This window comes from Dehalobacterium formicoaceticum (assembly GCF_002224645.1).
GTDB lineage: Bacteria > Bacillota > Dehalobacteriia > Dehalobacteriales > Dehalobacteriaceae > Dehalobacterium > Dehalobacterium formicoaceticum.
This window is the reverse complement of sequence record NZ_CP022121.1, coordinates 2,397,173-2,419,769: the sequence shown is the minus strand read 5'-3', so window position 1 is coordinate 2,419,769 and position 22,597 is coordinate 2,397,173. Positions and strand designations below refer to the sequence as shown.

The following is a 22,597-nucleotide window of genomic DNA, read 5'->3' as shown; positions in this document are numbered from 1 at the left end:
TTTCGATGAAGCGGCCGGTCGCTTTTCAAACGACAAATGACCTGCTTTGATATCTCTCAAAGAGGATCTGTCACAGTAAACTATCCCATTAACTCAATAGAGCTGCCCAGCATGCCCTTTTTTATGATCACTTTTTTGTCGATCCTTTCCTTTAATTCATTGACGTGGGAGATGATCCCTACCAGCCTGTTCCCTGAGGTTAAATTGTTTAGGGTGACAATGGCCTGCTCCAGGGATTCAGTATCCAAGGCTCCAAAACCCTCATCAATAAACATGGTATCAATCTCCACGCCCCCGGCATAGCTTTGGATGACATCAGAAAGGCCCAAGGCCAGGGAGAGAGACGCCTTGAAGGACTCACCCCCGGACAATGATTTAACGGTGCGGATCTTTCCGGTGTAGTTGTCCAATACATCAAGCTCTAATCCGGATTGAGACCGGTGGTCCGTGGCGTTCTCTTTCCGGAGCAGCTCGTATCTTCCGCCTGTCATCGCCGACAGCCGCTTATTTGCTTCCTGGATGATCTGGTTAAAGTAAGATGCCTGGACAAATTGTTCAAAGGCCAGCTTCTGCTTGCCGGCAAGCTCCCCATTGGCAGTTTTCGCTAAGCCGCTCACCGTCAGATATTCCTTTTCCGTTTGGCGGCGCTCTCCGTCAATCCTGACAATTGATTGCACCGTTTTCTCGTTGTTTTGCAGCCTGCCCAGAACCCGCTGCGCCTGATCGTCCAAGGCAGCCTTTTTCAGTTGCCATGCTTTTTGATCTTCCAGGATCTTCTGAAGATCCTGAGGTTTCTTATCTTTCGTTTCTTCCCTGAGGCGGAGGATATCCCCATTGGTGATTTTGCAGGCTTCCCGATAGTCGGCAATACTCTTTTGCAGTTGGGAAAGATTCTCCTCCGGGAGCAGTGCCTCATGATAAGATTCCGCATCCCTAAAGCCATATTCCTGATATTTGCCTGTAAAATCTGCCCAAGCATTCTCTGCTGTCCGGACAGCCCCTTTCAATCTCTCTTCCTGATCCAGGAGTAATGCTTTATTTTTGTCCAGTGCACCCTTGTTTTCTTGATAGAGGTTTTCTGCCTCCTTAAGCATCCTTTTTGATTCCTTAAGTTTTTCTGCGGTAAACCCGATTATTTCCTGAGCTTTTTCCAGGGAGGGGTGTTCCAATAGGGCTAGGAGAGTATTGATTTCACTCTTGATGCTGCTCACTTTTGCAAGAAGGCTGCCTCGCTCCTCTGACTGCCCGGTGAAAGATTCATTAATTTTCTGAATCGTCTCCTCCAGCTGCCCCAGTTCCTGCTCACAGGCTACCTTTCTTTTTGATTGGGCTTCCAGGATCCCTATTGCCTCAGTCTGCTTACCCTTATTTTCCAGGGTTTGGGTAAGACTTCTTACTGTCATCAGCTCCAACTCCGGGATATTTTTTGGAGTTTTCGAATTTTCATGATTTTCCGAGTTTTCCGGCGTTCCCAGAATTTCCAGAGTGTGCTCCTCAAACAGTTCTTTGCCCCTTTGCATCAAATGAGTCCGGGATGTATCTATTTCGGATTTTTTCCGGCCGGCATCTTCACTGGCCAGCTGCATGGCCTTCAGTTTATTATCTTTTTGGCTTTTCAACTTTTGGATGTCTGCTTCCCTGGGGGCATCTGCTGTCGCTTCGGCCTTCTTGGGATGCTGGGTAGAGCCGCACACCGGGCAGGGAGACCCCTCTTCCAGACTCTCTGCCAAAATACCTGCCTGCTCCCGAAAAAAGGCATGCTCTTTTTCTATGTATTCCTCATTTATCCCTTGATATAATTTCTCCGCCTTTAGGAAGGATCCTTGCAATTCCTGGTACTCCGTCTCCATCTGCTTCAAAACAGCCATGTCGGTGATCATAGCATTGAAGAGTTTTTCATCAGCGGCCAGATTGATGAGTAAATTGGTGCACTCCAAGAGCCGGATATCCGCGTCCTTCAGCGCACCTTCCTCCTCTTTAAGCTTGTCCTTCTTTTCCGACAGTTCTTCCTGCTTAGCTTTCAATGCTGCTAAGGAAATTTCTGCGGCTTTCAAATCTTTTTCCAGGTTCTCTTTTTCATTTTTCAGCTTATCTACTTTTTCATATTGGGGCAGGGTTTCCGTGAGCTTCATCAAATCACCGGCCCACCTCTCCCTGATGGGTTCCTTTTTCTGCTCTGCCAGCAAGGCATAATGAAGCTCCTCCACCTGCGGGATTTGCCTTTCAATTATCGTACTCAGTTTTTCTATTCCGCTCTTTAGTTCATCATGAGCCTTTTTCTCACGCAAATAGATGTCCCAAACGGGTTTTACCCCATAGAGGGCCTTTTCCCCAGCTCCGGCTGCTTTTTCATTCTCTTCCATTTCTTCTGCCTTGTTCAAAAGCTCCTGCCGGGATTCTTCCGCCTGTTCCAGAGCAGCAAATGATTTATTTACATATTCTCCTTCTTTAAGCTCCGCTGCCTTTCTCATAATCAAATTGTCAATTTCTTCAGACTGCATTTTAGCCGCTTGGAAGATGGATCTGTCCTCCTTAATCAACCCCTGAAGCAATTTAATGACTTCTTCTGTTCCGTGGACACTGTTCTTAGCTATCAGTCCGGAAAGCTCCCCATAATCCTCATGCTCCTCATTACATATGATGCCGTCCATGAATTGCAAAATGCTCCGTATTTTTTCCTCGTATCGGCCTTTTAGTTCTTTCTCTCTTTTCTTCAAGGCCTCCTGAACCGAGAGATAAATATCCGTATTAAATACCTTACGAAAAATCCCCGCCCGCTCGCTGCTTTCCGCAAGGAGAAGCTTCAAAAACTCTCCTTGGGCAATCATGGCAATTTGTTTGAACTGCTTATAATCGATCCCTAAGAGTGATACAATTTTTTCGGTAACTTTATTGTTGCCTGTTACTACCCCGCCGTCAGGATAGTAGAATGTGGCATCAGCATTCTCATTGGTGAAACCGGTGCCGCTTTTTTTAGGCCTCTCATATTTAGGATTGCGCAGCACTTTATATTCCTGCCCCTTATGCAAGAAATCCAGTTCCACATAGGTTTTCGTCTCCGGTCTGGCAAAATCGCTCCTTAAGGTATCCACAGTACGTACCGAACCGCTGGCACCGTCAAAAAGAGCAAAAGCGACGGCATCAAAAATGGTGGTCTTCCCTGCTCCCGTTTCTCCGGTGATCAAAAAAAGGCCCTCCTGCCCCAATTGAGTGAGAGGAAGTTCCACCTTTTCCGCATAAGGCCCAAAGGCACTCATCACTATTTTTAATGGCTTCATTTCCCGGCACCCCCCGCATCCTCAAAAACTTCCTCCATCATACCAAGTTCCTCCGCTGTCATTTCCACGTTGTTCTGCTTGAGATAAAATTCCTCAAATAATTCCAAGGGACTTTTTTGTGCTACATCCCCATAAGCAGCAGATTTTGAGTTAATCTCCTCTATGCTCCTGCTGTTATCAAAGTCGATGCGCATGATGTTGGGATAAACCTGGCGCAGCTGTCCAATGGCATCATACAACTCACCCTCGTCAGTTAAAATTGCCCGGATATAATCCTGATCATTTTCCGGAGATGACCCGTGAGTTCCAATCAATTCATGAAGGGGACCCTTGATTTCTCTCATGTCCCGAAAGGGATGGAGGGGAACGGTCCCGATATCCAAGGCTCCTTTATCCCCTAGCTGGAGCATGGTCAGAGATTTATGATGGCGTGCTTCAGAAAAGGAATACTTCAGGGGTGAACCGGCATAACGAACCGTTTCCCAGCCGATGGACTGAGGTCCGTGCAAATGCCCCAGAGCTACATAATCAAAAACATCAAACACGGCGGCATCTATATTATCCAATCCTCCCAGAGAAATTGTCTCGGAATCACATCTCTCCGGTTCCTTACTGCCCCCTGTTATGAACTGATGGGCAACCAGGATGTTTCTTTCCTGGGGATCGATTTTTTCATGATCAATTATTGCCTTTACCGCGTCCTCATAGGATTGGATATCCTGGTCCTGGAAATGCGGGCTTACCACAGCCGGTTTGATAAAGGGTAAAAGATAAATATTTAAAGGACCGAATTCATCATTAAGGACAATATGCTTCAACCTGCCGTCAAAGGTGCCTGCGATATAGACCCCCGTATGCTGCATAATCCGGCTGCCAAAGTTCAGCCGCTCCGGGGAATCGTGATTTCCGCTGACGATGAAGACCTGAATCTTTCTGGCCGCCAGTTCCGTCAAAAAATCATCCAGTACCTCAACCGCCTCGCCCGGAGGAACACTTTTATCATAAATATCCCCGGCCATAATGATCCCCAGGGGATTATGCTCATCTGCAATTTTCAGGATTTCCTTCAGTATGTATTTCTGATCCTCAAGCATACTGAACTCGTTGACCCGTTTGCCGATATGCAAATCTGCGATATGTAACAGCTTCATGTGCTTAGCTCCTTACATTTTGAATATGACTCCGGCATGGTATCAATGCCGATATGAATAAAAAAATGGCGAACACAAATACCGCACCCCCAAGCCATCCGGACAAAACCGGAAAGACCGAGGATATAAATAAATACTTCTGACAGGCGGCCCAGATCAATGTTCCCAGCAAAAGAAGCGCGCAGCCAATCCGAAATATTCTGATACCGGTTCGTTTTTGTCGAGCGAAGCTCAAACCCAGGCTTAAAACAATGAGCAGGCTCGCGGATACCAGCATCCCGATTACTGCACTCAATACGTATTGCCCCCAAATAATTCTTCTCATGCCGACAGAGGGGAAGGAACGCCATTGGGCCCAGTCGCTGAGTAAATAGGATATAAACGGCCAGCTTCTTTGGCTGTTGGTCAGGATCACAAAGGCATCACCTGTTTTCGGCACAGCTTGAAAGTGGGTCATGATGCCATTACCCTGACCGCCGTGAGCAACGGAGAGGGCACCGTTTGGCAGCGTTTCGGTACAATGCCCCAATCCATAAGCGTCAAACACCAGTCCGTAAATTCCGATTTTACGAACTTCACTTTCAGGTGCATACATCAGCCGGACACTTTCAGCCCTTAGTACCGGATTTTCTTGCATGTCCGCCGCCGCAAACCGGGCAATATCCTCAACCGTGGCAAAAAGGCCCCCTGATGCCTTTGTGGGATAAAGGTAAACCGGCACCGGCTTTCCATCGAGAGTATATCCCGTAGGGGGATATTGGGCCATAGTTTCGTCTACAGCAAAGGCAGCCCTTTCCATGCCCAGGGGAAGAAGCACCTCTGAGCGCATATACTCCGCAAAGCTTTGCCCCGTGACCTCCTCAATTAAGAGTTCCAGCAGGTTGTAGCCCACATTGGAGTAGGAGAACCCCGCTCCCGGCTCGCGCAGCAAAATCGCTTCTTGGGTGAGTTTTTCCCGGAGGGAAGGCATTTCTTCTCCGGGGGCATAAGTGTCGGTGAAGTCACCCAGGGGCAACCCCGCGCTGTGATTTAAAAGACGGCGTATTGTAACTTTTTCCACCGGATAATCGTTCTCTGGAAATTTCCAGCTCTTCAGATAAACCGACAAAGGTGCGTCCAAATCAATCAAACCTTTTTCGACAAGCTTCATTACTCCCCATGCCGTAACGGATTTGGTGATGGATTGAACGCTCATAGGGACATCGGTGGTCAGGATTCTTCCCTTCTCTACATCCGCGTAACCAAAGCTTTCAGTCCATTCAATTTCGTGATCACGCACAAGTGCGATGCTGCAGCCTGGAATCTGATACAATTTCATTAAAGCGGGGATGCGTTCATCCATATACCCCCGGAAATCGTCCAAAGAGGCATCAGCGTGGATATTTCGTTTGATTTGTAAACTGCCGGAAAACAATGCAAGAACCAACCCGATAAATAAGGATAAAAGGATAAACCATACCCATATCCAGCGGCCTCCAAGCCGTTTTGGGTTTTTCATTTTCAAGTCCGCACCTCCTTGAATAAGATGGCTCCAATCCAATTTCTTCAAAAACATACGAAAACATACGAAATGTACTTTTCCGGCTACCTGCTGGATTCCTTAACCGTTAAATATCCGGGAATAATTTTTAACGTATTCATATGCGTGTGTTCATATGCTTGTTTTTATGCTTGTGTTCATAAGTAAGCAAGAAACGGGTATGGCCAATTATTTTGACAAGAGGAGGCAATTGTCCTGTTTTTTTGCCAAAATATTTACCCGGGAAGCATTGAGGTGCAAAATTAATTGGGGTATTGGGTTATGTAACCGGAGAATTATTCTGTGTTTTATGTTAAGAAAGGGCAAATACATATTCAAAATTTATCAGAAAGCATAAAAAAAGAACAGCCAAAGCTGCTCATTTTTTATGTTTCAGGTTTTTTAAACTAAAGTGGTAACATTGTTTTTCCATATTCGTTATTGATAACCTGAGCAAGACTTGTATAAATTGCTGAAGCTCCGCATACTATTCCTACCCAACCACCTAAAATTTTAATAAAATGAATTCCGGTAAAATCTCCAATTGATAAAAGAATAAATAGCATTGTCAAGGTCAGAAAGATAAATTGCAATGAACGGCTAAGCTTCAGTGTAGCTACAAACATCATTAAAGTAAAGATACCCCATAATAGCAGATAAAATCCCATGCTTTTTTCATCTGCAGCTGCAATTCCCTGAAATGGATTGATCCAGATCATGATTAAAGACCACCAAAAAAAGCCATAAGAAGTGAAGGCAGTTGCGCCAAATACATTATTTTTTTTAAATTCCATAATTCCGGCTATTATCTGGGCAGACCCGCCAAGAGCGAAACCCATTGCTACAATTACAATTGATAAAGGTATGATGTCAGTATTATGTAGGTTCAGCAGCAATGTGGTCATGCCAAACCCCAAGAGTCCAAGTGGTGATGGATTGGCAATAGAAGATTGATTGTTTTCGCTTGTCATTTTCTCCCCCCTTTTATTAATTATTTTAATACCATTAAAAATATACCATGAAGTGACTGTCTTTACAATATGAAACATCCATTCATGTTTGTCATTCTGAGCATTAGTTAAGTGGTCAGATTGGATGTCATAGTCAGGAGAAAGATCTTCCCAGCTAAAAAAATAAAAAAGTTGGGAAAAGGCACGTTCCAATAGGGTAACTTATTGAACCATACCCCAAACCGATACGGAAATGGAACAAGCGAGGCACATCGTGACGATATTGCCTCGCTTATTTTATTTTCACTTGTGACTATACTCGCCTCTGTCCTGCTTCGAATATTCTGTGCCATTTTTGATTTATATTATAAAATGGAACAATATCTATTGACATATTCTTGAATTATGGTTATTATATAACTGTGCCAAAATTAAATAATCGCAAGGAGTGGAACAGATGAATGCATTTGATTTAATACCCAAACTTGTCCGTTCAAGCTTGGAAGCTGATAAAAAGAACATTGAGGCAACGGCGCTCATGATTGCAAGGAAAATAAAAAAGGACTACCCCGCTGCCGCCGAGGAAATAACAAAAGCATTAGCCTACTCAAGACTCGATAGCCCTGTAACCCGCTCAATTGATTTGCAGCCGTTGCCCGTTGATAAGGAAACAAGGTATTCCCTTGTAAAAATCGAAGAGCCGATTGAAATGCCCGATCCAATATTAGAGGATTTTATCAGGCAACAGCTTGAAGACTTTATCAAGGAAAGACAAATCCTCGAAGATTTTCTGAGAGAAGATATCGTTCCGCCTAACAGTATATTGCTTGATGGCCCTCCCGGAGTCGGCAAGACTTATATCGCTTATTGGCTTGCATACCGATTAAACACGCCAATAATAACGCTTGACTTGGCATCGTCGATTTCAAGTTATCTTGGTAGGACTGGTCAAAATATCCGAAACATTTTCGATTACGCAAGATCACAGAGAACAATCTTGTTCTTGGATGAATTGGATGCCATCGCAAAGCGGAGAGATGATGCTGGCGATTTAGGTGAACTAAAACGCTTGGTAAATGTGTTATTAAAAGAATTGGAAGACTGTCCTTCCTCCTGTGTGATCATTGGCGCCACCAATCATCCCGAGCTTCTTGATAAAGCTATATGGAGGCGATTTGACCGAACCTTAACTATTTCCATGCCCGATGAACGCGAGCGTCGCTCTTTGTTAATAAGGCATCTCGGGAAATTCGGAGATGAATTGAGAAAGGATACTTTGGATTATTTAGTCAAGCACACGAAAAATATAAATGCCGCAGATATATGTAAACTAAGCGAGCATATGAAACGGAGGGCGTTCCTGAGTCCGAACGAACCTCTTCAAATAATTGCATTATCGGAATTATATAAAATAAAACCCTTAGCAACAAAAGAAGACAAAACCAATATCTGCAGATTACTAAAAAAAGAATTTTCCGGCTTGAGCGTAAGAGATATCTCGATGATAACACAAATACCATCGACCACTGTCTCAAGATATCTCAGTGTAAACAGAAAGGGGGATGAAGAGCATGTCGAATGAAAAACATCCAATAATCGCTAATGGCGAGCTATATGTTGAACCAATCAGGAAGAAGACCCGTCCTATGGAAAAGAAAATTCCTAATGAGTATCCAATTGCAAAACAAAATATGATCCGCTATATCGATCATATTTTTGAGCAGGTACAGAAGCAGGAAGAAATATTTTTGGACGAAAAAGTAATATGCGTTCGTATGGAGCCAAAATTTGAAGCGAAATCTTACGTTCCTACTTCAATTATCCCTGGTGATGGGAGCTTAGAAATAGTCGGCGGTAGGAAATATAGAATTGAATCTGAAGAAGATACAGATGCTAAGCTTTATTTTGTTAAGGCAACGGATCGGGGACTAAGCAACTTGAAAACCACTTTAGAAAAAGGCCTCAAGGATAATGTTGAATCATGGAGAAATCAGATTGGCTCCATTCGCTCCATGGATTTGCTTTCTCGGGATGAAAAAATTATGGGGTTTCCCGATGATTGGGATTCTGGAACCGTTGAAATAATATTGCATCCCATGGCTGGCGAAACAGATGAAATGATTTCTCTTTTTCGCAGCACAAGCAAATTACCAGAAGATCGTATGATTATTCGCAGTTACGACGGCGGTCCAACCTTTATTTCTGCAAATTGCTCCAAAGATGAAGTAGAAAAAATATCGGCACTAAACCCTTTGAGAGCTATTCATCCAATGGGCCAGGTCAGTATTGCACCTATCAGAACACTACCTTCAAATAGCGCACCTCAAGCGCCAGATGCAAAGAAAAAGTCAAAGATTACAGTCGGTGTATTTGATGGTGGTGTCGCCGAAAGCGTGCCTTTGTTGTCCAAATATGTGACCGCCATCGATTGTGTTTCCGAGCCAGAGGATGCCAGTTGCGTAGAACACGGTACTGGTGTTTGTGGAACTGTTTTATATGGAAACCTTGCCGGGCGTAGTTCAACAGATAGATTGGAAATACCGCATGTGTCCGTTGAGAGCTATCGTGTACTGCCCATAAAAAATCGTTTTGATTTAGAGCTTTACGAGGCTATTGATGCTATCGAAAATGTTATAACAGGACAATCCAACATCAAACTATATAACCTGTCCTTCGGCCCGGTGGGGGCGATTGTAGATGATAGCATAAGTCGCTTCACCTACGTCCTCGACCTTTTGACCTATAAAGTTGCCGATGGTGATATAAACCCTTTAATCTGTGTCGCAGTTGGAAATGATGGCGAATGTGATTATCCACATAACCGAATTCAGTCACCATCGGATATGGTTAACGGGATGGGTATCGGAGCATACACCTTTGCCGCTGACGGCTCAAAAACACGGGCATCATACAGTTGTGTCGGCGGAGGCAGAGAAGGTGCCAAAATTAAGCCCGATATACTTGAGTTTGGTGGAAGCATTGATAGACCCTTTGTGTTAGTCGGAGCAGCTCCCAATACTTTATCAACCTCTGCAGGGACAAGCTTCGCATCACCGTTCGCAGTACATAAAATTGGGAAGCTAATGGCTAAGAGCGACGGAATTATTCCTCATATCGGTCGCACTTTATTAATTCACACCGCTCAAAAGTGTAACACATTAACGCAGGATGAACAGGGATTTGGATTTTGTCTTGATAATGTTGATGATATTCTTAACTGCGAAGATAACAAAGTTACAATTCTCTATTCTGGTGTACTTGATTCTTCGCAAACAGTCAGATTGCCTATTTTTGCTCCCAAAATTAATGATGTTAAAGGAAATATCACCATAACGTGGACTGTCTCGACTATCGTGAATCCGAACGTAAACGACCCCGACGCTTATTCATGCAACTGTATCGAGGATACCTTTATTCCTCATGACATGACCTACAATTTTACAAAAAAAGGCTTTTCAAGTAAAACGCTTAACTTTCTCAAGCCTGACCATGCAGTTCAGGTAAAGGGTTTATTAGATAATGGTTATTCCAAGTCGGAATTTCCTAAGAGCCATCCAGCAAAAAAATATTGGGATGAGACGGATTTACGGGCTGTAGATTTGAAATGGGATACCGTAATCAGAAAATTTGTAACGATGAGGGGTTCTTCGATATTGAATCCTGCATTAACACTCCATGCCATCGGGCGTAATGGGTTCGGTACACAAAAGATTAAATATTTTACAGCTATAACTATTGATGCCCCAAAATACGGCGGCGCTTTGTATGATGCTATTCTCCAGCAGTATCAAAACTTAGCTCCTATAGAAATCCGCAATATTAACCGCGTATTAGTCGACATAAGGTAATTCAGCAAGAGCAGCAAAGAAGCAGCTGAAAGCATATTTTTAATATGGAAACTTATTGAACCATACTCCAAATCGGTACGGAAATGGCAATGTAGGCGTTGTCCCGCAAGACCATAGCGCCACTCTGCTCAATTCTTGACCTGATTTAACGGCTACAAATCAACCGCGAGAGTTGGGGGTCTATTTCGGCACAATCTTCCCATCAATTTCTTGCGCTCTACCCTGTTTTATCAATAAATCACAGGCTGCATACATTGAGGCACCAATACCCTGTGTCATGCGCTGCCAGCCGTAGACTCGTGTTGTTTCTATGCAAAGTCCTTCTCGCGAACTGCCAACAGCGATTTGGAGAATAGTATTCATAGCCTCTGCAATTTCCTCTACTGCAATATGGCCGATTTTACGCATATTAGGCACTCGCACTATGATTTTTTGCCATCCAGCAGGATAGAGGAAGTCTCCTTTTTTGATAATTTTATTGCGTAACCGGTTTATGCCGTAATCGACTTCTCGCCTAACTTTTACGGTTGCTTTTTCATTGCCATAAAGCGGCGCAAGCCTTTGGCAGAGCAATTCATAATGCATAGGATACTCGTTATTCACATATGCCATAATGCAATCAGCTATGTCCAAATATCCGCTGGAGTTGCGTGGCAATGTGTTTAAGCTTGTTGTTTTCGCTTCTGCAAAGCCGTAAGGATTTACTTGTTCGGTAATACTCACTTCCTTTTTATCAACAGACACAAAGTCGTCAGCTTCTGGCTCATCGTCTGACATATCAACTGAAGACTCAAATTTTGAAGTATCACCATAATTAGCGATTGCATCATTAATTGCGGCAATAAGTGCCTCGCCTTCAGTCCGTGGGTCTTTGATCCAGTCGGTTGACCATATACGATAGATATTCCACCCCATATTTTCAAGAACTTCTTGACGCAAACGATCCCTTTCCCGTGCAGTCCTTGCAGAATGGTATGCGGCTCCGTCACATTCAACACCAAGAACATAAATTCCGCTGAGGCTCGGATGGTTTACCGCCATATCAATACGGTAACCAGAGCAACCCACCTGTGTTGCAACTTTATAGCCTTTTCTGTCAAGAAAATTGTATACTGCTTCTTCAAATGGTGAGTCGTGTTCGGTTACATCAAATTCAGTAGTCTCACGTGCAAGTGACTCTACTCCATTAATGGCAAAATCGATATATGATCTAAGCAATTTAGGCCCATCTGATGTTATTTTTTCGACATCAATATCGGTTGGTAAAATTGAGCCGACAAGCTTTACATTATACTTGGCACGGGTAATGGCAACATTAAGTCTGCGCTCGCCGCCTGATTTGCTTAGAGGCCCGAAATTCATGCGAAAAACACCGGCAGAGTCTTTTGCGTATCCAATGCTGAAAATAATTGTATCCCGCTCGTCACCTTGAACGTTTTCAAGGTTTTTTATAAAGAATGGCTCATCCGAATCTTCCTTAAAAAAATGTTCAAAACTTTGATTCCTCAAACGCATTTCACGAATAGCAGTATCTATTGCCATTTGCTGAACTTCACCGAAAGCAATAATCCCCAAAGAGCGGTTAGGGTGTTTTCGGAAGTGTTCGAAGACCATTTCGGCTACTTTTTTTGCTTCGATTACATTTCCCTTTTTCCCGCCACGGTCATAGAATCCATCGCGAACATACACATACTCGACACCGTTGTCAGGCATTTTATCAATGTTTGCAGGGAATGTGATGAGGTTGTTTTTATAGATTTTTGTGTTTGAAAAAGCAATAAGATGTTCGTGCCTACTCCTGTAATGCCAAAGCAGCGTACGTTCTGGTAAAAGTCCTGCCTCGTCAAGAATAGATTCATAAGCACCGGTGTCATCAAATTCGTTTTCATCATCTGTGTCAAAATCACTATCCGATGAAGTTGATGCAGAGAAAAAGTTTGTTGGCGGTAATTGTTTACTGTCTCCGGCGATTATTACCTGCTTCCCACGTGAAATAGCACCGATTGCGTTTTCGGTACAGACCTGAGACGCTTCGTCAAAGATTACGGTATCAAACTGATATGTTTCTGCTTCGAGGAACAGACTTACGGAAAGCGGGGACATCATCAAACACGGCTTTAAGGTCAATAATAAATTCGGTATCTCTCGGAAAAGTTTTCGAATAGGCATTATACGACGTTGCTTGCCGAGTTCCCGCTTCAAAATGCTAATCTCATCAACACCGTTTGTAAACCTTTGTAAAGAAGGCAAGTCATTAATGAGTTTGCTCCTGATTCGAGCTTTTGCTATTTCAAACTGAATTTTATCCAGTCGTGCGAACTCATCGATAGCATTTTCATGCATTTTGCGCCGGAAGTTTAAAATAGCCGGATAATTTGGTAATACTGCATCAAGCCAGAGCCTGAAAAAACGCTTCTGGAACACGGGTATTATTTGAGAGGCCTCAATATGTAGTTCTTCAATTTTACTTATATAGTCAGCCAGTCCCTCCGCTCTGCAGTTTTCTCTTGCAGTACGGAAGTCAATCCATTCTTCGAGCAATGCCAGCCCGTTTTGGCAAGCTATTAAGCGGTCTTGGAGTTCTGCCATTGGGATAACTTTGAACGGGTTAGTATTTTCAAATAATCCAATAAACCAGAGAAACTCACTATCGAGATTTTCCGTGAGCATTTCCAACTGCTTTATTATATTTGTATATTTACTTGACGGTATTTCTCCAGAGCATACAGATTCAACGAAACGGGAATTTAGTTTTAGCTGGCCGACATAATTTCTGAAAGTGGCCGCCCAAGTTAACGAACTACGTATATGCTCCCATTCTGTATCAAATCCTTTATACAGGAACTGATAATGGGCAATCAGGGTGTTTTCAGATTGTTCCGATTTATTCGCTATTTCAAGTAACTGTTTGAGCAAATGAACGCTACCTAACATTGAAGAGTTTGCCAATATATAATTTTCTGTTTTTAGGAAGTCAGACTTCTCATCTGTAATCAGATTGCCAAAGAGCTTAACAAAACCACCTTGGTTTTGTGAAAACCACTGTTTTAACTCCTCGACTTTACGGAGATGTGTCACGAGTTCCAAGACTTGTTTGTCAGACACTTTCTTCACGATTTCCTTGAATTGTGCCTGAATCAGTTTTTTGTCCGCCTTGTAATTTTTATTAAAAAACTTTAAAAACGATGTATAATCTGTTTTGTAGCGTGTCAGGATTCCGTTGTAATCAATAGCAAAAACCGTCTCCTCAAACGAAGCAGATATTAGTCCGATGATTTCGTTTAATTGGTTCGCCTTGACGCGAGCTTCGTTAAATAAAGCCTGGGCAGAAACAAAATCTGCGTTCATATTTGAATAGGGGAAGTGATGTGTAATGGATTCCGTCAATTGATTCAGTTCATCTTCAATCGCTTCCGCTGTTATCAGCCTACTCATTGGCGACAATTCGATAGTTGCGTCATTTGAAGCAATAACTGAATATTGTACCCCCAATTCTCCATGCTTCTCCCAAAACTTATTTTTAAGCGCTTCACACTCAGATACCTCTTCAAAAAGCGGTTCGATGGTGCTTCCAAGAATCCAAGCAGCAGGAACAATAGGTGCTTGACCAGCTACCTTAACAACTGGAATAATGTCCATAATAGCTTGATAGGATGTGTTCCAATCTAACGACATTCTATCAAACAAGGTGATTAATTCCTTTTGCGCCGCTTCAACTTTAGGTATAAGCGAACCAAGTTTTTGCCCAACATCATAACGAAGCTCATGAGATACAGACTGTACCGTTGCTCCGTACCACGGGTTGGCTTTATAGTCATCGGACATCTTTCCAATCGTGGAAGTAAACTGCTGTAGGAGATAGATAAAACGGTTAAAGAGTTTTGCATCAACCTTTCCAATATTCTCAATCTGGAATATTACATAGTCATACGATTCCAAGTGAGCAAGGGCACCGTTTACTTGATAAATGGATCTTCCGAGAGGCTGAACAACATCGAATACCTGTGAAGCGTATTCATTTAGCCTTTCTTTATCGGCTTGTAATAAATCAAGTTTCTGATAAGCTTCATCACTCAGAGTGGCTTTTTTCTGTGCCAAAGCAAGAGTTTCCCCTAATTGGTCAAGCACGGCGTGTTTATTTGCTTTATAGCTGTGAAGAATAAGACAAAAATCATTTATACCTGCACTTGTTAGCCTCCTATGTACGACTTCAAGCGCAGCCATTTTTTCCGATACAAAGAGAACCTTTTTACCATCTTCAAGGCATTCAGCGATAATATTTGTAATGGTTTGACTTTTCCCGGTTCCCGGAGGGCCCTGTAATACAAAACTAATGCCCTTTTTGGCGCAAAGAATAGCGTCTTGTTGACTCGAATCCGCATCAACTACCTGGAACATTTCCGAAGGTGTAAGGTTTTTATCATAATCAAAATCTGAAATGTCATCAGGAATTTTGTTAGAGGCTGAAGCGTCTCCGCTTACAGTACGCACAATTGGGTTTAAGGCAATTACCTCTTTATGTTTGCTCAAATCATTGTACATATTTATTTTTAAGAACGAGAGCAGACTCAAACTTGCTTCTTCCGCAACTTCCCATTTATTTGCCTTGCATAAGCGTAAAATTTCGGAGAGGATTGCCCGAAGGTCATCGCCTTCTCCGTACTTAGGGAGAATAATTCCAAAATCATTTTCGAGTTTATATGCCAAAGTTGGGTTAACCACAATTTCATCTTCATGAAGACTGAGAATATACGGAGATGATATCGATTCGATTTTTAACGATGCCGGTACAAGCAAAATCGGCGAATTAAACCAATAATCTGAATCCTGAGACTCAGACCACCTAAGAAATCCAAACGAGAGGTACAAAATATTAACACCCTGCTCTTCAAGGGCGGTCTTAGCCTTATCTCTTAGAGATTTCAGTGTCCTTTGAGTCTCTTTGGGACTTTGGTTTGTCTTTATCGGATAATAATTTTCGTCGTCTCCCTCTTCGTCAACATCACTATCGTTTATGATGTTTGGAAAAGTAAGCTGAGCCTCTTCGATATTTGGGAAAATAAGAGGCTGCTCATTCTGGACAAAGGAATTATACAGATCGAAGCACTGGGGAGTATGTATTTTCAGACTTGAGCGCTTTGTTTCTCGATAATTCAACAGACGATTACGCTTACCCAAGTCAAGCAACTTGTTTTTCCATGTTTCGATTTTAGCATCCACATCAATCTTGGGCATATATAAACCTCCGATATTTTAATTCATAGCATCGACCATGATTTGGTTGAGCTTGTCGATTATTATAAGCGATTGCTATAGCCGTCTATCTCTAAAATAATTTCTTTACGGAAATACCGTTCTGCTCACAAAAAGATATAAACACCTGCATCGTCAATTTGTTGGGATGAGTCTTGCCGTTCTCCCAGCGATTGATTGTGGCGAAACTTACATTCAAGGCGCGGGCCAAATCTTCTTGGCTCATATTCAGTTTTGTGCGTATCATTTTGACTTTTGCGGGAAAATCCACTTATTTTCACCTCTTACCGACAATTATAGCATGTGTTATAACTTTTTTCAATTTCAAAGGATACTTTTCGCATAATTCAGTAGCTATCTTCGAAAAGCTGTGGTAGTGTTGTCGCTTGAAGGGAGATGGCCTTATGAAAAAGCATATAATCGCTGTATTCGCAACTATCGCCTGTATCGCGCTGTGTGCCGCCGTGTGGCTACGAAGCGCCGAGGTGGAGGAATTACCCGCCGAGCCGTTAATAAATGCCACAAACGCCGAAATTGAGGCTCGGTCAGAGGAAACGCCGCATATTTTTATCTCTGCAGATGTACCTACCCCTGTAACGGAGGTTATCACAGAAAGCAACTTTCCCGAAACGGAGATAATAGCAGAAAAAGAAACAAAAGAGCCCGCACCAGCGCATACAGCGCAACAGGCAAAGCCAGCCGTATCGTCCTCCGAGCCGCATAATGGAGATGTTCGTGTCGTAGATGGTGAGAAGCAAATCTATTTCCTCGGCTTTGGCTGGATTAAAGATGAGGGCGGTGGTAGCTGTGGAACAATGGTCGGTAATTCCGGCGACCAGCTTACCGGCCACAAGGTAGGCATTATGGGAGGTGGAACGACCGTTGACGACAAAGGCGACATCAACAAAATGGTCGGCATCATGGGCGGCGGAAACGTCGCTAAGGATATGTATGAGTCGGGCGTAAAAATCGGCATCATGGGTGGTGATGATTCTGCACCTCGCGAAACAACTCCGCCGCCGTCAGAGCAGCCGGAGCCGACCGGCGACGTCATATATGTAGAGCTTCAGCCGCCGGTAACAAAGGACAGTACCCCACTAGCATATAAGCCAAACGGAGAGCCATATACTCCGTAAGAAATTCAAAGGAAGCGTACTCAGCCCGCCAGACCGAGTACGCTTCCTCTTTCTGTTCAAAAACGCAGGAATATGAAGCTATAAGTTACATTTCCGAGTGTTCAGCTTCGAGGTATATAGTGCGCTGTGAGCGCACTATGCCTTGACAATCCTCAACATCTCATCGCCGGTTATCAGCTTCCGCTGGTAATCGGCCTTCGCTTTGGATGCCGCCTTTGACCATGTGCGAAATTCATCACGTGTCATATCCTTGCCAGCAAATTCGGCGTCCGTCTTTCCGTCGGCACGGTAAAAGCGGGAATAGACTTTGTTATACTCGGTTTCAAATCTCTGCAGACACTCGTCAGCCTCAAGGCTCTGTTCATAACGGAGCAGCGGGCCAATGTCCTGACAGGTCTTGCCGTTTTCATATTCTCTGTCACAGAACTGCCGCTTGCGTTTATCTATGAGCACAAAATATCTGTCGCATAGAGCGCACCTCTTGACTGGAATCCCTTGCTTGAGCATCTCAACAAATTCCAGAAACAGCATCTCGTCTAATGACTGCACATGGTAGTACGGCAGGACATTCACTCTGGAGCTGTCTGTGTTCACCGCCGCCAGCAGTTCTCTCGTACCCGTGATACCGGTATCGTTAATTTCCTTTGTCCTCTTGAAATCCAAGAAGCCCTTTCTTATTGGTATAACAGCAAAACCGGTCGAGATGGTGAAGCTGCCCAAATCGGGATATTTGAAATAGAAAGCGTTGACACGCTCCGCAACCGGCCTGTCGGTATGATTGTCTTTATCAAGGCAGAGGCTCAACGCAAATGAAAATATATCATAAAGCCCGACGAGGGAATCGAGATACAGGATGCACTCCCGAAGATGTGACAGCAGCTGGTTATCCTCTTCTTCGCTGCCGTTAAAAACCGTGTTATACATCGCATCCTCATCTTTGACTACGACCTGAGTAAGCAGAATGTTATTCAGCGCGCCGACCATAAAGAAATATGCGTACTCATGCTTGTCCCTGAAATATTCGATAGCGTCAAAAACGCCATTGCGTATGGCGTCGTAGTTTTCATTCGTCAAAGGTATGGAGTCAAGCTCCTTCACTTTTTCAACCAGCGGGTTGATGTCCAGTTCGCAAAAGCTGACAAGACCTTCTCCAATATGCGTGAACCGCTTGAAGCTGTGACGCTTCTCATCGGTGTACATGATTGCGTCTATGCACATATCGCTGTCTATAAAAACCTTGCAGTACGGATACATGTCTGTCCTCCTTTGCAAATAATCTATTTTTACAAAAATAAATTTTTTGTATTCTCTGTATCAGTCTAACACAGCTTCTGCGAAAATGGAAGCGCAGAAGAAGGGAGGTGAGAAAATGCAGAAAAAGAAAAACAGAATCATACGCATGAGCGACATTGAAACCGAGCAGGTGCGCTGGCTGTGGTATCCGTTCATCCCCTATGGCAAGGTTACGATTATACAGGGCGACCCAGGCGAAGGCAAAACATCTTTTGTTTTGGCGATGATTGCTCTTTTAACAACAGGCAAACCTCTGCCGGAGGAAACTGAAGCTGCGGAACCCATCAGCGTCATCTACCAATCCGCCGAGGACGGTCTGGCGGATACCATCAAGCCAAGACTCGAAGCATCAGGCGCTGACTGTTCCCGTGTGCTGGTGATTGATGAATCGGACAAGGAATTGAATCTTTGTGATGAACGGCTGGAGCAGTCGGTGCAGGAAACCGGCGCAAGGCTGATTGTGCTTGACCCGCTGCAGGCCTATCTCGGCGACAACGTGGATATGCACCGCGCTAATGAAGTGCGTCCCATATTCAAACGGCTTTGTGCTATGGCCGACCGTACCGGCTGCGCCATTATACTCATCGGTCATATGAACAAGGCGCAGGGATTGAAATCCTCATACCGTGGACTCGGCTCTATCGACTTCCGTGCGGCGGCGAGAAGTGTGCTTTTGGTAGGCAGGCTGAAAAGCGATCCTGCCGTCCGTATCGTCGCTCACGACAAAAGCAGCCTTGCGCCGGAGGGTGAGTTCATCGCATTCTCGCTTGACGCCGAGAACGGCTTTCAGTGGATTGGTTATTGTGATGTCTCTGTGGATGACGTTCTCTCCGGCACAGGTTCGGTTCAGACTAAGACGGCGCAGATTGAGGACGAGCTCAGGAAGATGCTTATAAAATCAGTTCCGGCGGAGGAAGTATTTCGCAGAGCGGCGGAGCTTGGTATCTCGGAGCGTACGGTCAACATTGCATAGAAGAATGTCGGCGTCGTTACGGAGAAGGTCGGAAACCGTTGGAATTGGCGGATTTCTGATTCAAGGTTGTAAGGGTGCAATGTTTTATACACTTTGCACCCTTGCATCCTTCCCGAATGAACCGAGTTGGCTCACTTTTATAGAATCTCCTCCACGAAGGCGAAAAAGTGATCCGGCGTGGCTCACTTTCGCGGTCACTGGCGTCATACCGGAGAAGAAATAAACCACCGTGGCTCATTTTTCTGGTCAAGGATTGCAACAGCTAAGAATTCTGACAGCGGACAGAAACAGTAATCGGTAGCAACATAAAAGATCCCGAATGTAGGTGAATCACGGGCCGATTTCCATAGCAGGTTAAAGCGCGGGGCTGCAGGCCGCCCCTGCACCTCTTACATCGCCCCGCAACGCGGGTCGTTTCAAGGACTTTCGCCAAGGGGTCAAAGGTGCACCTGAAAATGAATTAGGCGACGTATGAAACGTCCGTAAGCCGAGAAAACGCCGTTGTTAGGCACTATTGCGGAAGTCCCATACGGAATTTTAAAAAGAAACGGAGGTCATTATGAAAGAGAACAAAAAAGAAAAAGTACCAATCTGGATGTATCCCGACATGGTGAAGCAGGTTGACGCAGCCTATCCGCTGCATGAAATATCAAGCAGGAGCGAGTTTGTCTGCAAGGCCGTGGAGTTTTATCTCGGCTTTCTGCAAACGGAATCGAGCCAGGAATACATCAACAAGACAACGCTGGCGTTCCTTGAAAATCAGCTTGGTAAGCTCGAAGCACGGGTATGCCGTCAGCTTTTTCGGATGTGCGTGGAGCAGTCGATGGCGGCTCACCTCTTCGCTTCCCAGCTCAGATTCAAAGGTGATGGTATGGAAGCGCTCAGAAAGAAGTGCGTGAAGGATGTAAAGAACACCATCGGCAACATCCGCTTCGACGGCATCTACGCCTATCAGCATCCGAATGAATACAGAAACGAGTGTTGATATAAGCAGAGAAATTGAGAAAATCACTGTGTCGCTGCCGGCGGAAACACTCCGCTTGGCTGACGAGAACCACAAGCGCTTCGGCTTTGATAACCGCTCTGAATTCATAAACGCCGCCATTCGGGAGTATGTAAGCCGTGACATTCTGAGGCAGTTTGGCGGAGAAATCGCCGAGGTGTACTCAAAAATACAGCACAGCGAAATACGGAATCTGGAGGAACATTTGTCAAAGCTGTCATATAAAATCGCGGTTGAAATGGCGCAGGTGAATCTGTTTCTGGCATCGGCGATGGAGGTTCCTTACCTCGATATGCAGAAGCTGCGAGGAAAAGCCGTGCATCTGGTCAACAGCAGCAGAGGCTATGTTCCGTTAAGCGAAGCCGTCAAGCACAATATGGATATTCGTTTTTTGGAGCACACCGTTGATGACGATGATGAAAATTATTAAAGCACCAGCCACGGCAGGCATTAATTTATGAAACCACAGCAGGAATGTTTCGACGCCTATGTGTTCGGAGAAAGGATAATCCTTGTCCCTAAAGGTCATCCGTACACGTCGGAGTTCGATTTAATCGCAAAGGAATATGGCGGCAAAAAGGCACGGGTATGGCGAAGAAAGGTCGAGGATGAGTATAAGCATTACTTAAAAACGGGCATTGACGGCGGCTATGAAACAGCCGGTATTATTGATACGGAACTCGAAAATAAGCTGCTACCTCTATTTGAGGATACGGAATTAATCGAGCAGCCAGACAGTATCTGTCTCGACCGCCATATGATTGTGGGCGGCAAGAAGTTTGCCGTGCGCTCGGTTTTCCCGAAAACAGCAACCAAAACACCCACGTGTTTCCGCTAATCTAACTTGGCGGGAAATTTTTCCTTTATTAGGCAGATATTCCATGTAAAATGGGTAAAAAAGGGGAAGCTGAATAAATATATAGATCAGCTTCCAAATTACACTTCGCATGACAATTTTAACACTGATCAAGCCCTTATTCAAGAAACAAACTAAAAGGATCTATGGGCCGCAGGAAATCCCCCCATGGCATTTTTTGTACGGCAAGAAGTGCTGGCGTTGTGGCCACTATGAGCGCAAACTGCGCCTTTACGATAAATCCGTTATTATTGTTGTGGTCTATCGGTTTTATTGCCCCGAGACCAGAAAGACATATTCCTTATTGCCTTTTTTCATTTCCCGTTATGAACGGCATATTAATACCGTGTTGGAGGATGTTCTTTATGGTCGCCTGGTAGACGGCCTACCTATAGAAAAATTATCTGAAGAACCAGCCCCTTCCCCTTGGACTGTCCGTAGGTGGATTCATAAATTCGGTGCTATTTTAGAGAATTCCAAACAATCAGTAGAGATTTTTCTGATCCGCAATATTCCTGATTACCACCCGGCAACTGTTTCGATGAGTTCACATCCTTTTAAAACGTTATTGGAAAAAGCCTCTCATTTGGAGGCTAACCAAAGCCACTTATCCTTTTTTAGTCCTTTAAGCTATATTTTTTATGTCAATGCTATGTAAGCCATTCTTTTTTAAGCTTGGTCCTCTTTTTTCCGCCTTCATTTTTCTTATTTCCGTCAATCAACCGTAGTTATCCGCATGTTGCCCTCTCACTGATAGATTTCCGCCTTTGGGGCGGATCTCCGAAGATTAGTTTTGTTGATTTTATGGATTTTTTCCCCAGATATTTCCGGTACTTTATGATTAATAACAGAATTCTATCTTTTCCTTTATCATCCTTTCGAATATTATTCATTCTAATACCAGGAAAGGATGTGTTTTTTTGAAAGAGATTGAACGTGAAAAATCGCCCAGCAAAGATATGATCTCATTGCGCCTATTGTCAAACACCCTGCTGAAAATATGGGTCGTGGAGAACGATATGCCATCCTTCGGTCTATTGCGGAAGGTAGATATCCTAACCTTTTGCCCGAGGGAAAAAAGGTTGGTCTTCGTACCTTGGAACGTTATCTCCAACTCTACGAACAAGGGGGCTACGAAGCACTAAAGCCTAATATGCGCGGCCGTTCCCGTAAAATCCCCTCCGAATATCTAGAAGCTGCAGCTGAATTAAAACGGGAAAATATGCAGCGTAGTATTAATACGATTATTACTCTCCGGAACAGGCCGGGAAAGTTCCTAATGGTGTTTTAAAACCTAGTACGGTTTATGATTTTTTTAGTCAGGAACGGCTTACCCG

At 44.1% G+C, this 22,597-nt stretch carries 16 protein-coding genes; 9 read left to right on the top strand and 7 right to left on the bottom strand.

Going from position 1 to position 22,597, the window contains the following annotated elements; translation table 11 throughout:
* Positions 1–80 precede the first annotated feature (80 nt).
* The 4 genes from CEQ75_RS11690 to CEQ75_RS11675 form a co-directional block, all read right to left on the bottom strand.
* Complete coding sequence (locus tag CEQ75_RS11690; protein WP_089610836.1) at positions 81–3,278, bottom strand: AAA family ATPase; 3,198 nt, start codon at positions 3,276–3,278, stop codon at positions 81–83.
* Positions 3,275–4,429, bottom strand: coding sequence for an exonuclease SbcCD subunit D (locus CEQ75_RS11685; RefSeq protein ID WP_089610834.1), 1,155 nt, complete (start codon positions 4,427–4,429; stop codon positions 3,275–3,277). Before CEQ75_RS11685 ends, CEQ75_RS11690 begins: the two co-directional genes overlap by 4 nt.
* Before the next feature lie 4 nt (positions 4,430–4,433).
* Complete coding sequence (locus tag CEQ75_RS11680; protein WP_242965473.1) at positions 4,434–5,927, bottom strand: serine hydrolase domain-containing protein; 1,494 nt, start codon at positions 5,925–5,927, stop codon at positions 4,434–4,436.
* A gap of 428 nt (positions 5,928–6,355) precedes the next feature.
* A complete protein-coding gene (locus tag CEQ75_RS11675) occupies positions 6,356–6,919 on the bottom strand; it encodes an acetate uptake transporter (RefSeq protein ID WP_089610831.1) in 564 nt (187 codons plus the stop codon).
* A 436-nt stretch (positions 6,920–7,355) separates the two neighbouring features.
* On the opposite strand from CEQ75_RS11675, the gene CEQ75_RS11670 reads away from it, so the two are divergent.
* Both CEQ75_RS11670 and CEQ75_RS11665 read left to right on the top strand, forming a co-directional pair.
* Positions 7,356–8,480: an ATP-binding protein gene (locus CEQ75_RS11670; protein ID WP_089610829.1), complete on the top strand. Its 1,125-nt coding sequence runs from the start codon at positions 7,356–7,358 to the stop codon at positions 8,478–8,480.
* The gene (locus CEQ75_RS11665) at positions 8,470–10,746 is read left to right on the top strand and encodes a S8 family peptidase (protein WP_157677439.1); all 2,277 of its coding nucleotides are present in this window, start codon (positions 8,470–8,472) and stop codon (positions 10,744–10,746) included. The genes CEQ75_RS11670 and CEQ75_RS11665 overlap by 11 nt, the downstream gene beginning before the upstream one ends.
* Positions 10,747–10,926: 180 nt before the next feature.
* Here the strand turns inward: CEQ75_RS11665 and CEQ75_RS11660 are convergent, their stop codons facing one another.
* Positions 10,927–15,981 (bottom strand): DUF4011 domain-containing protein, encoded by a 5,055-nt coding sequence (locus CEQ75_RS11660; protein ID WP_089610825.1) that lies wholly within the window; start codon positions 15,979–15,981, stop codon positions 10,927–10,929.
* Positions 15,982–16,072: 91 nt separating this feature from the next.
* Entirely contained in the window at positions 16,073–16,270 is a 198-nt protein-coding gene (locus tag CEQ75_RS11655) for a helix-turn-helix domain-containing protein (RefSeq protein ID WP_242965146.1), read from the bottom strand.
* Positions 16,271–16,403: 133 nt separating this feature from the next.
* Here CEQ75_RS11655 and CEQ75_RS11650 point away from each other — a divergent pair, with 133 nt between their 5' ends.
* Positions 16,404–17,135 (top strand): DUF6550 family protein, encoded by a 732-nt coding sequence (locus CEQ75_RS11650; RefSeq protein WP_089610823.1) that lies wholly within the window; start codon positions 16,404–16,406, stop codon positions 17,133–17,135.
* 135 nt (positions 17,136–17,270) lie between these two features.
* Here the strand turns inward: CEQ75_RS11650 and CEQ75_RS19005 are convergent, their stop codons facing one another.
* Entirely contained in the window at positions 17,271–18,389 is a 1,119-nt protein-coding gene (locus CEQ75_RS19005; protein WP_242965144.1) for a DUF6076 domain-containing protein, read from the bottom strand.
* 115 nt (positions 18,390–18,504) lie between these two features.
* Here CEQ75_RS19005 and CEQ75_RS11640 point away from each other — a divergent pair, with 115 nt between their 5' ends.
* The 6 genes from CEQ75_RS11640 (at position 18,505) to CEQ75_RS18420 (ending at position 22,551) form a co-directional block, all read left to right on the top strand.
* A complete protein-coding gene (locus tag CEQ75_RS11640; protein WP_089610821.1) occupies positions 18,505–19,401 on the top strand; it encodes an AAA family ATPase in 897 nt (298 codons plus the stop codon).
* A gap of 559 nt (positions 19,402–19,960) precedes the next feature.
* Positions 19,961–20,386, top strand: coding sequence for a hypothetical protein (locus CEQ75_RS11635; RefSeq protein WP_089610819.1), 426 nt, complete (start codon positions 19,961–19,963; stop codon positions 20,384–20,386).
* Entirely contained in the window at positions 20,364–20,834 is a 471-nt protein-coding gene (locus CEQ75_RS11630; RefSeq protein ID WP_242965143.1) for a ribbon-helix-helix domain-containing protein, read from the top strand. Before CEQ75_RS11635 ends, CEQ75_RS11630 begins: the two co-directional genes overlap by 23 nt.
* 27 nt (positions 20,835–20,861) lie before the next feature.
* Positions 20,862–21,242: a hypothetical protein gene (locus CEQ75_RS11625; RefSeq protein WP_089610817.1), complete on the top strand. Its 381-nt coding sequence runs from the start codon at positions 20,862–20,864 to the stop codon at positions 21,240–21,242.
* A gap of 109 nt (positions 21,243–21,351) precedes the next feature.
* Positions 21,352–21,918, top strand: coding sequence for a hypothetical protein (locus CEQ75_RS11620; RefSeq protein WP_157677438.1), 567 nt, complete (start codon positions 21,352–21,354; stop codon positions 21,916–21,918).
* Positions 21,919–22,323: 405 nt separating this feature from the next.
* On the top strand, positions 22,324–22,551 hold the full coding sequence (locus CEQ75_RS18420) for a hypothetical protein (RefSeq protein ID WP_157677437.1): 228 nt from the start codon (positions 22,324–22,326) through the stop codon (positions 22,549–22,551).
* Positions 22,552–22,597 lie beyond the last annotated feature (46 nt).

Excerpts from the sequence above, each read along its gene's own strand:
- CEQ75_RS11690 (WP_089610836.1), bottom strand. The coding sequence starts at position 3,278 with ATGAAGCCATTAAAAATAGTGATGAGTGCCTTTGGGCCTTATGCGGAA.
- CEQ75_RS11685 (WP_089610834.1), bottom strand. The coding sequence starts at position 4,429 with ATGAAGCTGTTACATATCGCAGATTTGCATATCGGCAAACGGGTCAAC.
- CEQ75_RS11680 (WP_242965473.1), bottom strand. The coding sequence starts at position 5,927 with ATGAAAAACCCAAAACGGCTTGGAGGCCGCTGGATATGGGTATGGTTT.
- CEQ75_RS11675 (WP_089610831.1), bottom strand. The coding sequence starts at position 6,919 with ATGACAAGCGAAAACAATCAATCTTCTATTGCCAATCCATCACCACTT.
- CEQ75_RS11670 (WP_089610829.1), top strand. The coding sequence starts at position 7,356 with ATGAATGCATTTGATTTAATACCCAAACTTGTCCGTTCAAGCTTGGAA.
- CEQ75_RS11665 (WP_157677439.1), top strand. The coding sequence starts at position 8,470 with ATGTCGAATGAAAAACATCCAATAATCGCTAATGGCGAGCTATATGTT.
- CEQ75_RS11660 (WP_089610825.1), bottom strand. The coding sequence starts at position 15,981 with ATGCCCAAGATTGATGTGGATGCTAAAATCGAAACATGGAAAAACAAG.
- CEQ75_RS11650 (WP_089610823.1), top strand. The coding sequence starts at position 16,404 with ATGAAAAAGCATATAATCGCTGTATTCGCAACTATCGCCTGTATCGCG.
- CEQ75_RS19005 (WP_242965144.1), bottom strand. The coding sequence starts at position 18,389 with ATGTATCCGTACTGCAAGGTTTTTATAGACAGCGATATGTGCATAGAC.
- CEQ75_RS11640 (WP_089610821.1), top strand. The coding sequence starts at position 18,505 with ATGCAGAAAAAGAAAAACAGAATCATACGCATGAGCGACATTGAAACC.
- CEQ75_RS11635 (WP_089610819.1), top strand. The coding sequence starts at position 19,961 with ATGAAAGAGAACAAAAAAGAAAAAGTACCAATCTGGATGTATCCCGAC.
- CEQ75_RS11630 (WP_242965143.1), top strand. The coding sequence starts at position 20,364 with ATGAATACAGAAACGAGTGTTGATATAAGCAGAGAAATTGAGAAAATC.
- CEQ75_RS11625 (WP_089610817.1), top strand. The coding sequence starts at position 20,862 with ATGAAACCACAGCAGGAATGTTTCGACGCCTATGTGTTCGGAGAAAGG.
- CEQ75_RS11620 (WP_157677438.1), top strand. The coding sequence starts at position 21,352 with ATGACAATTTTAACACTGATCAAGCCCTTATTCAAGAAACAAACTAAA.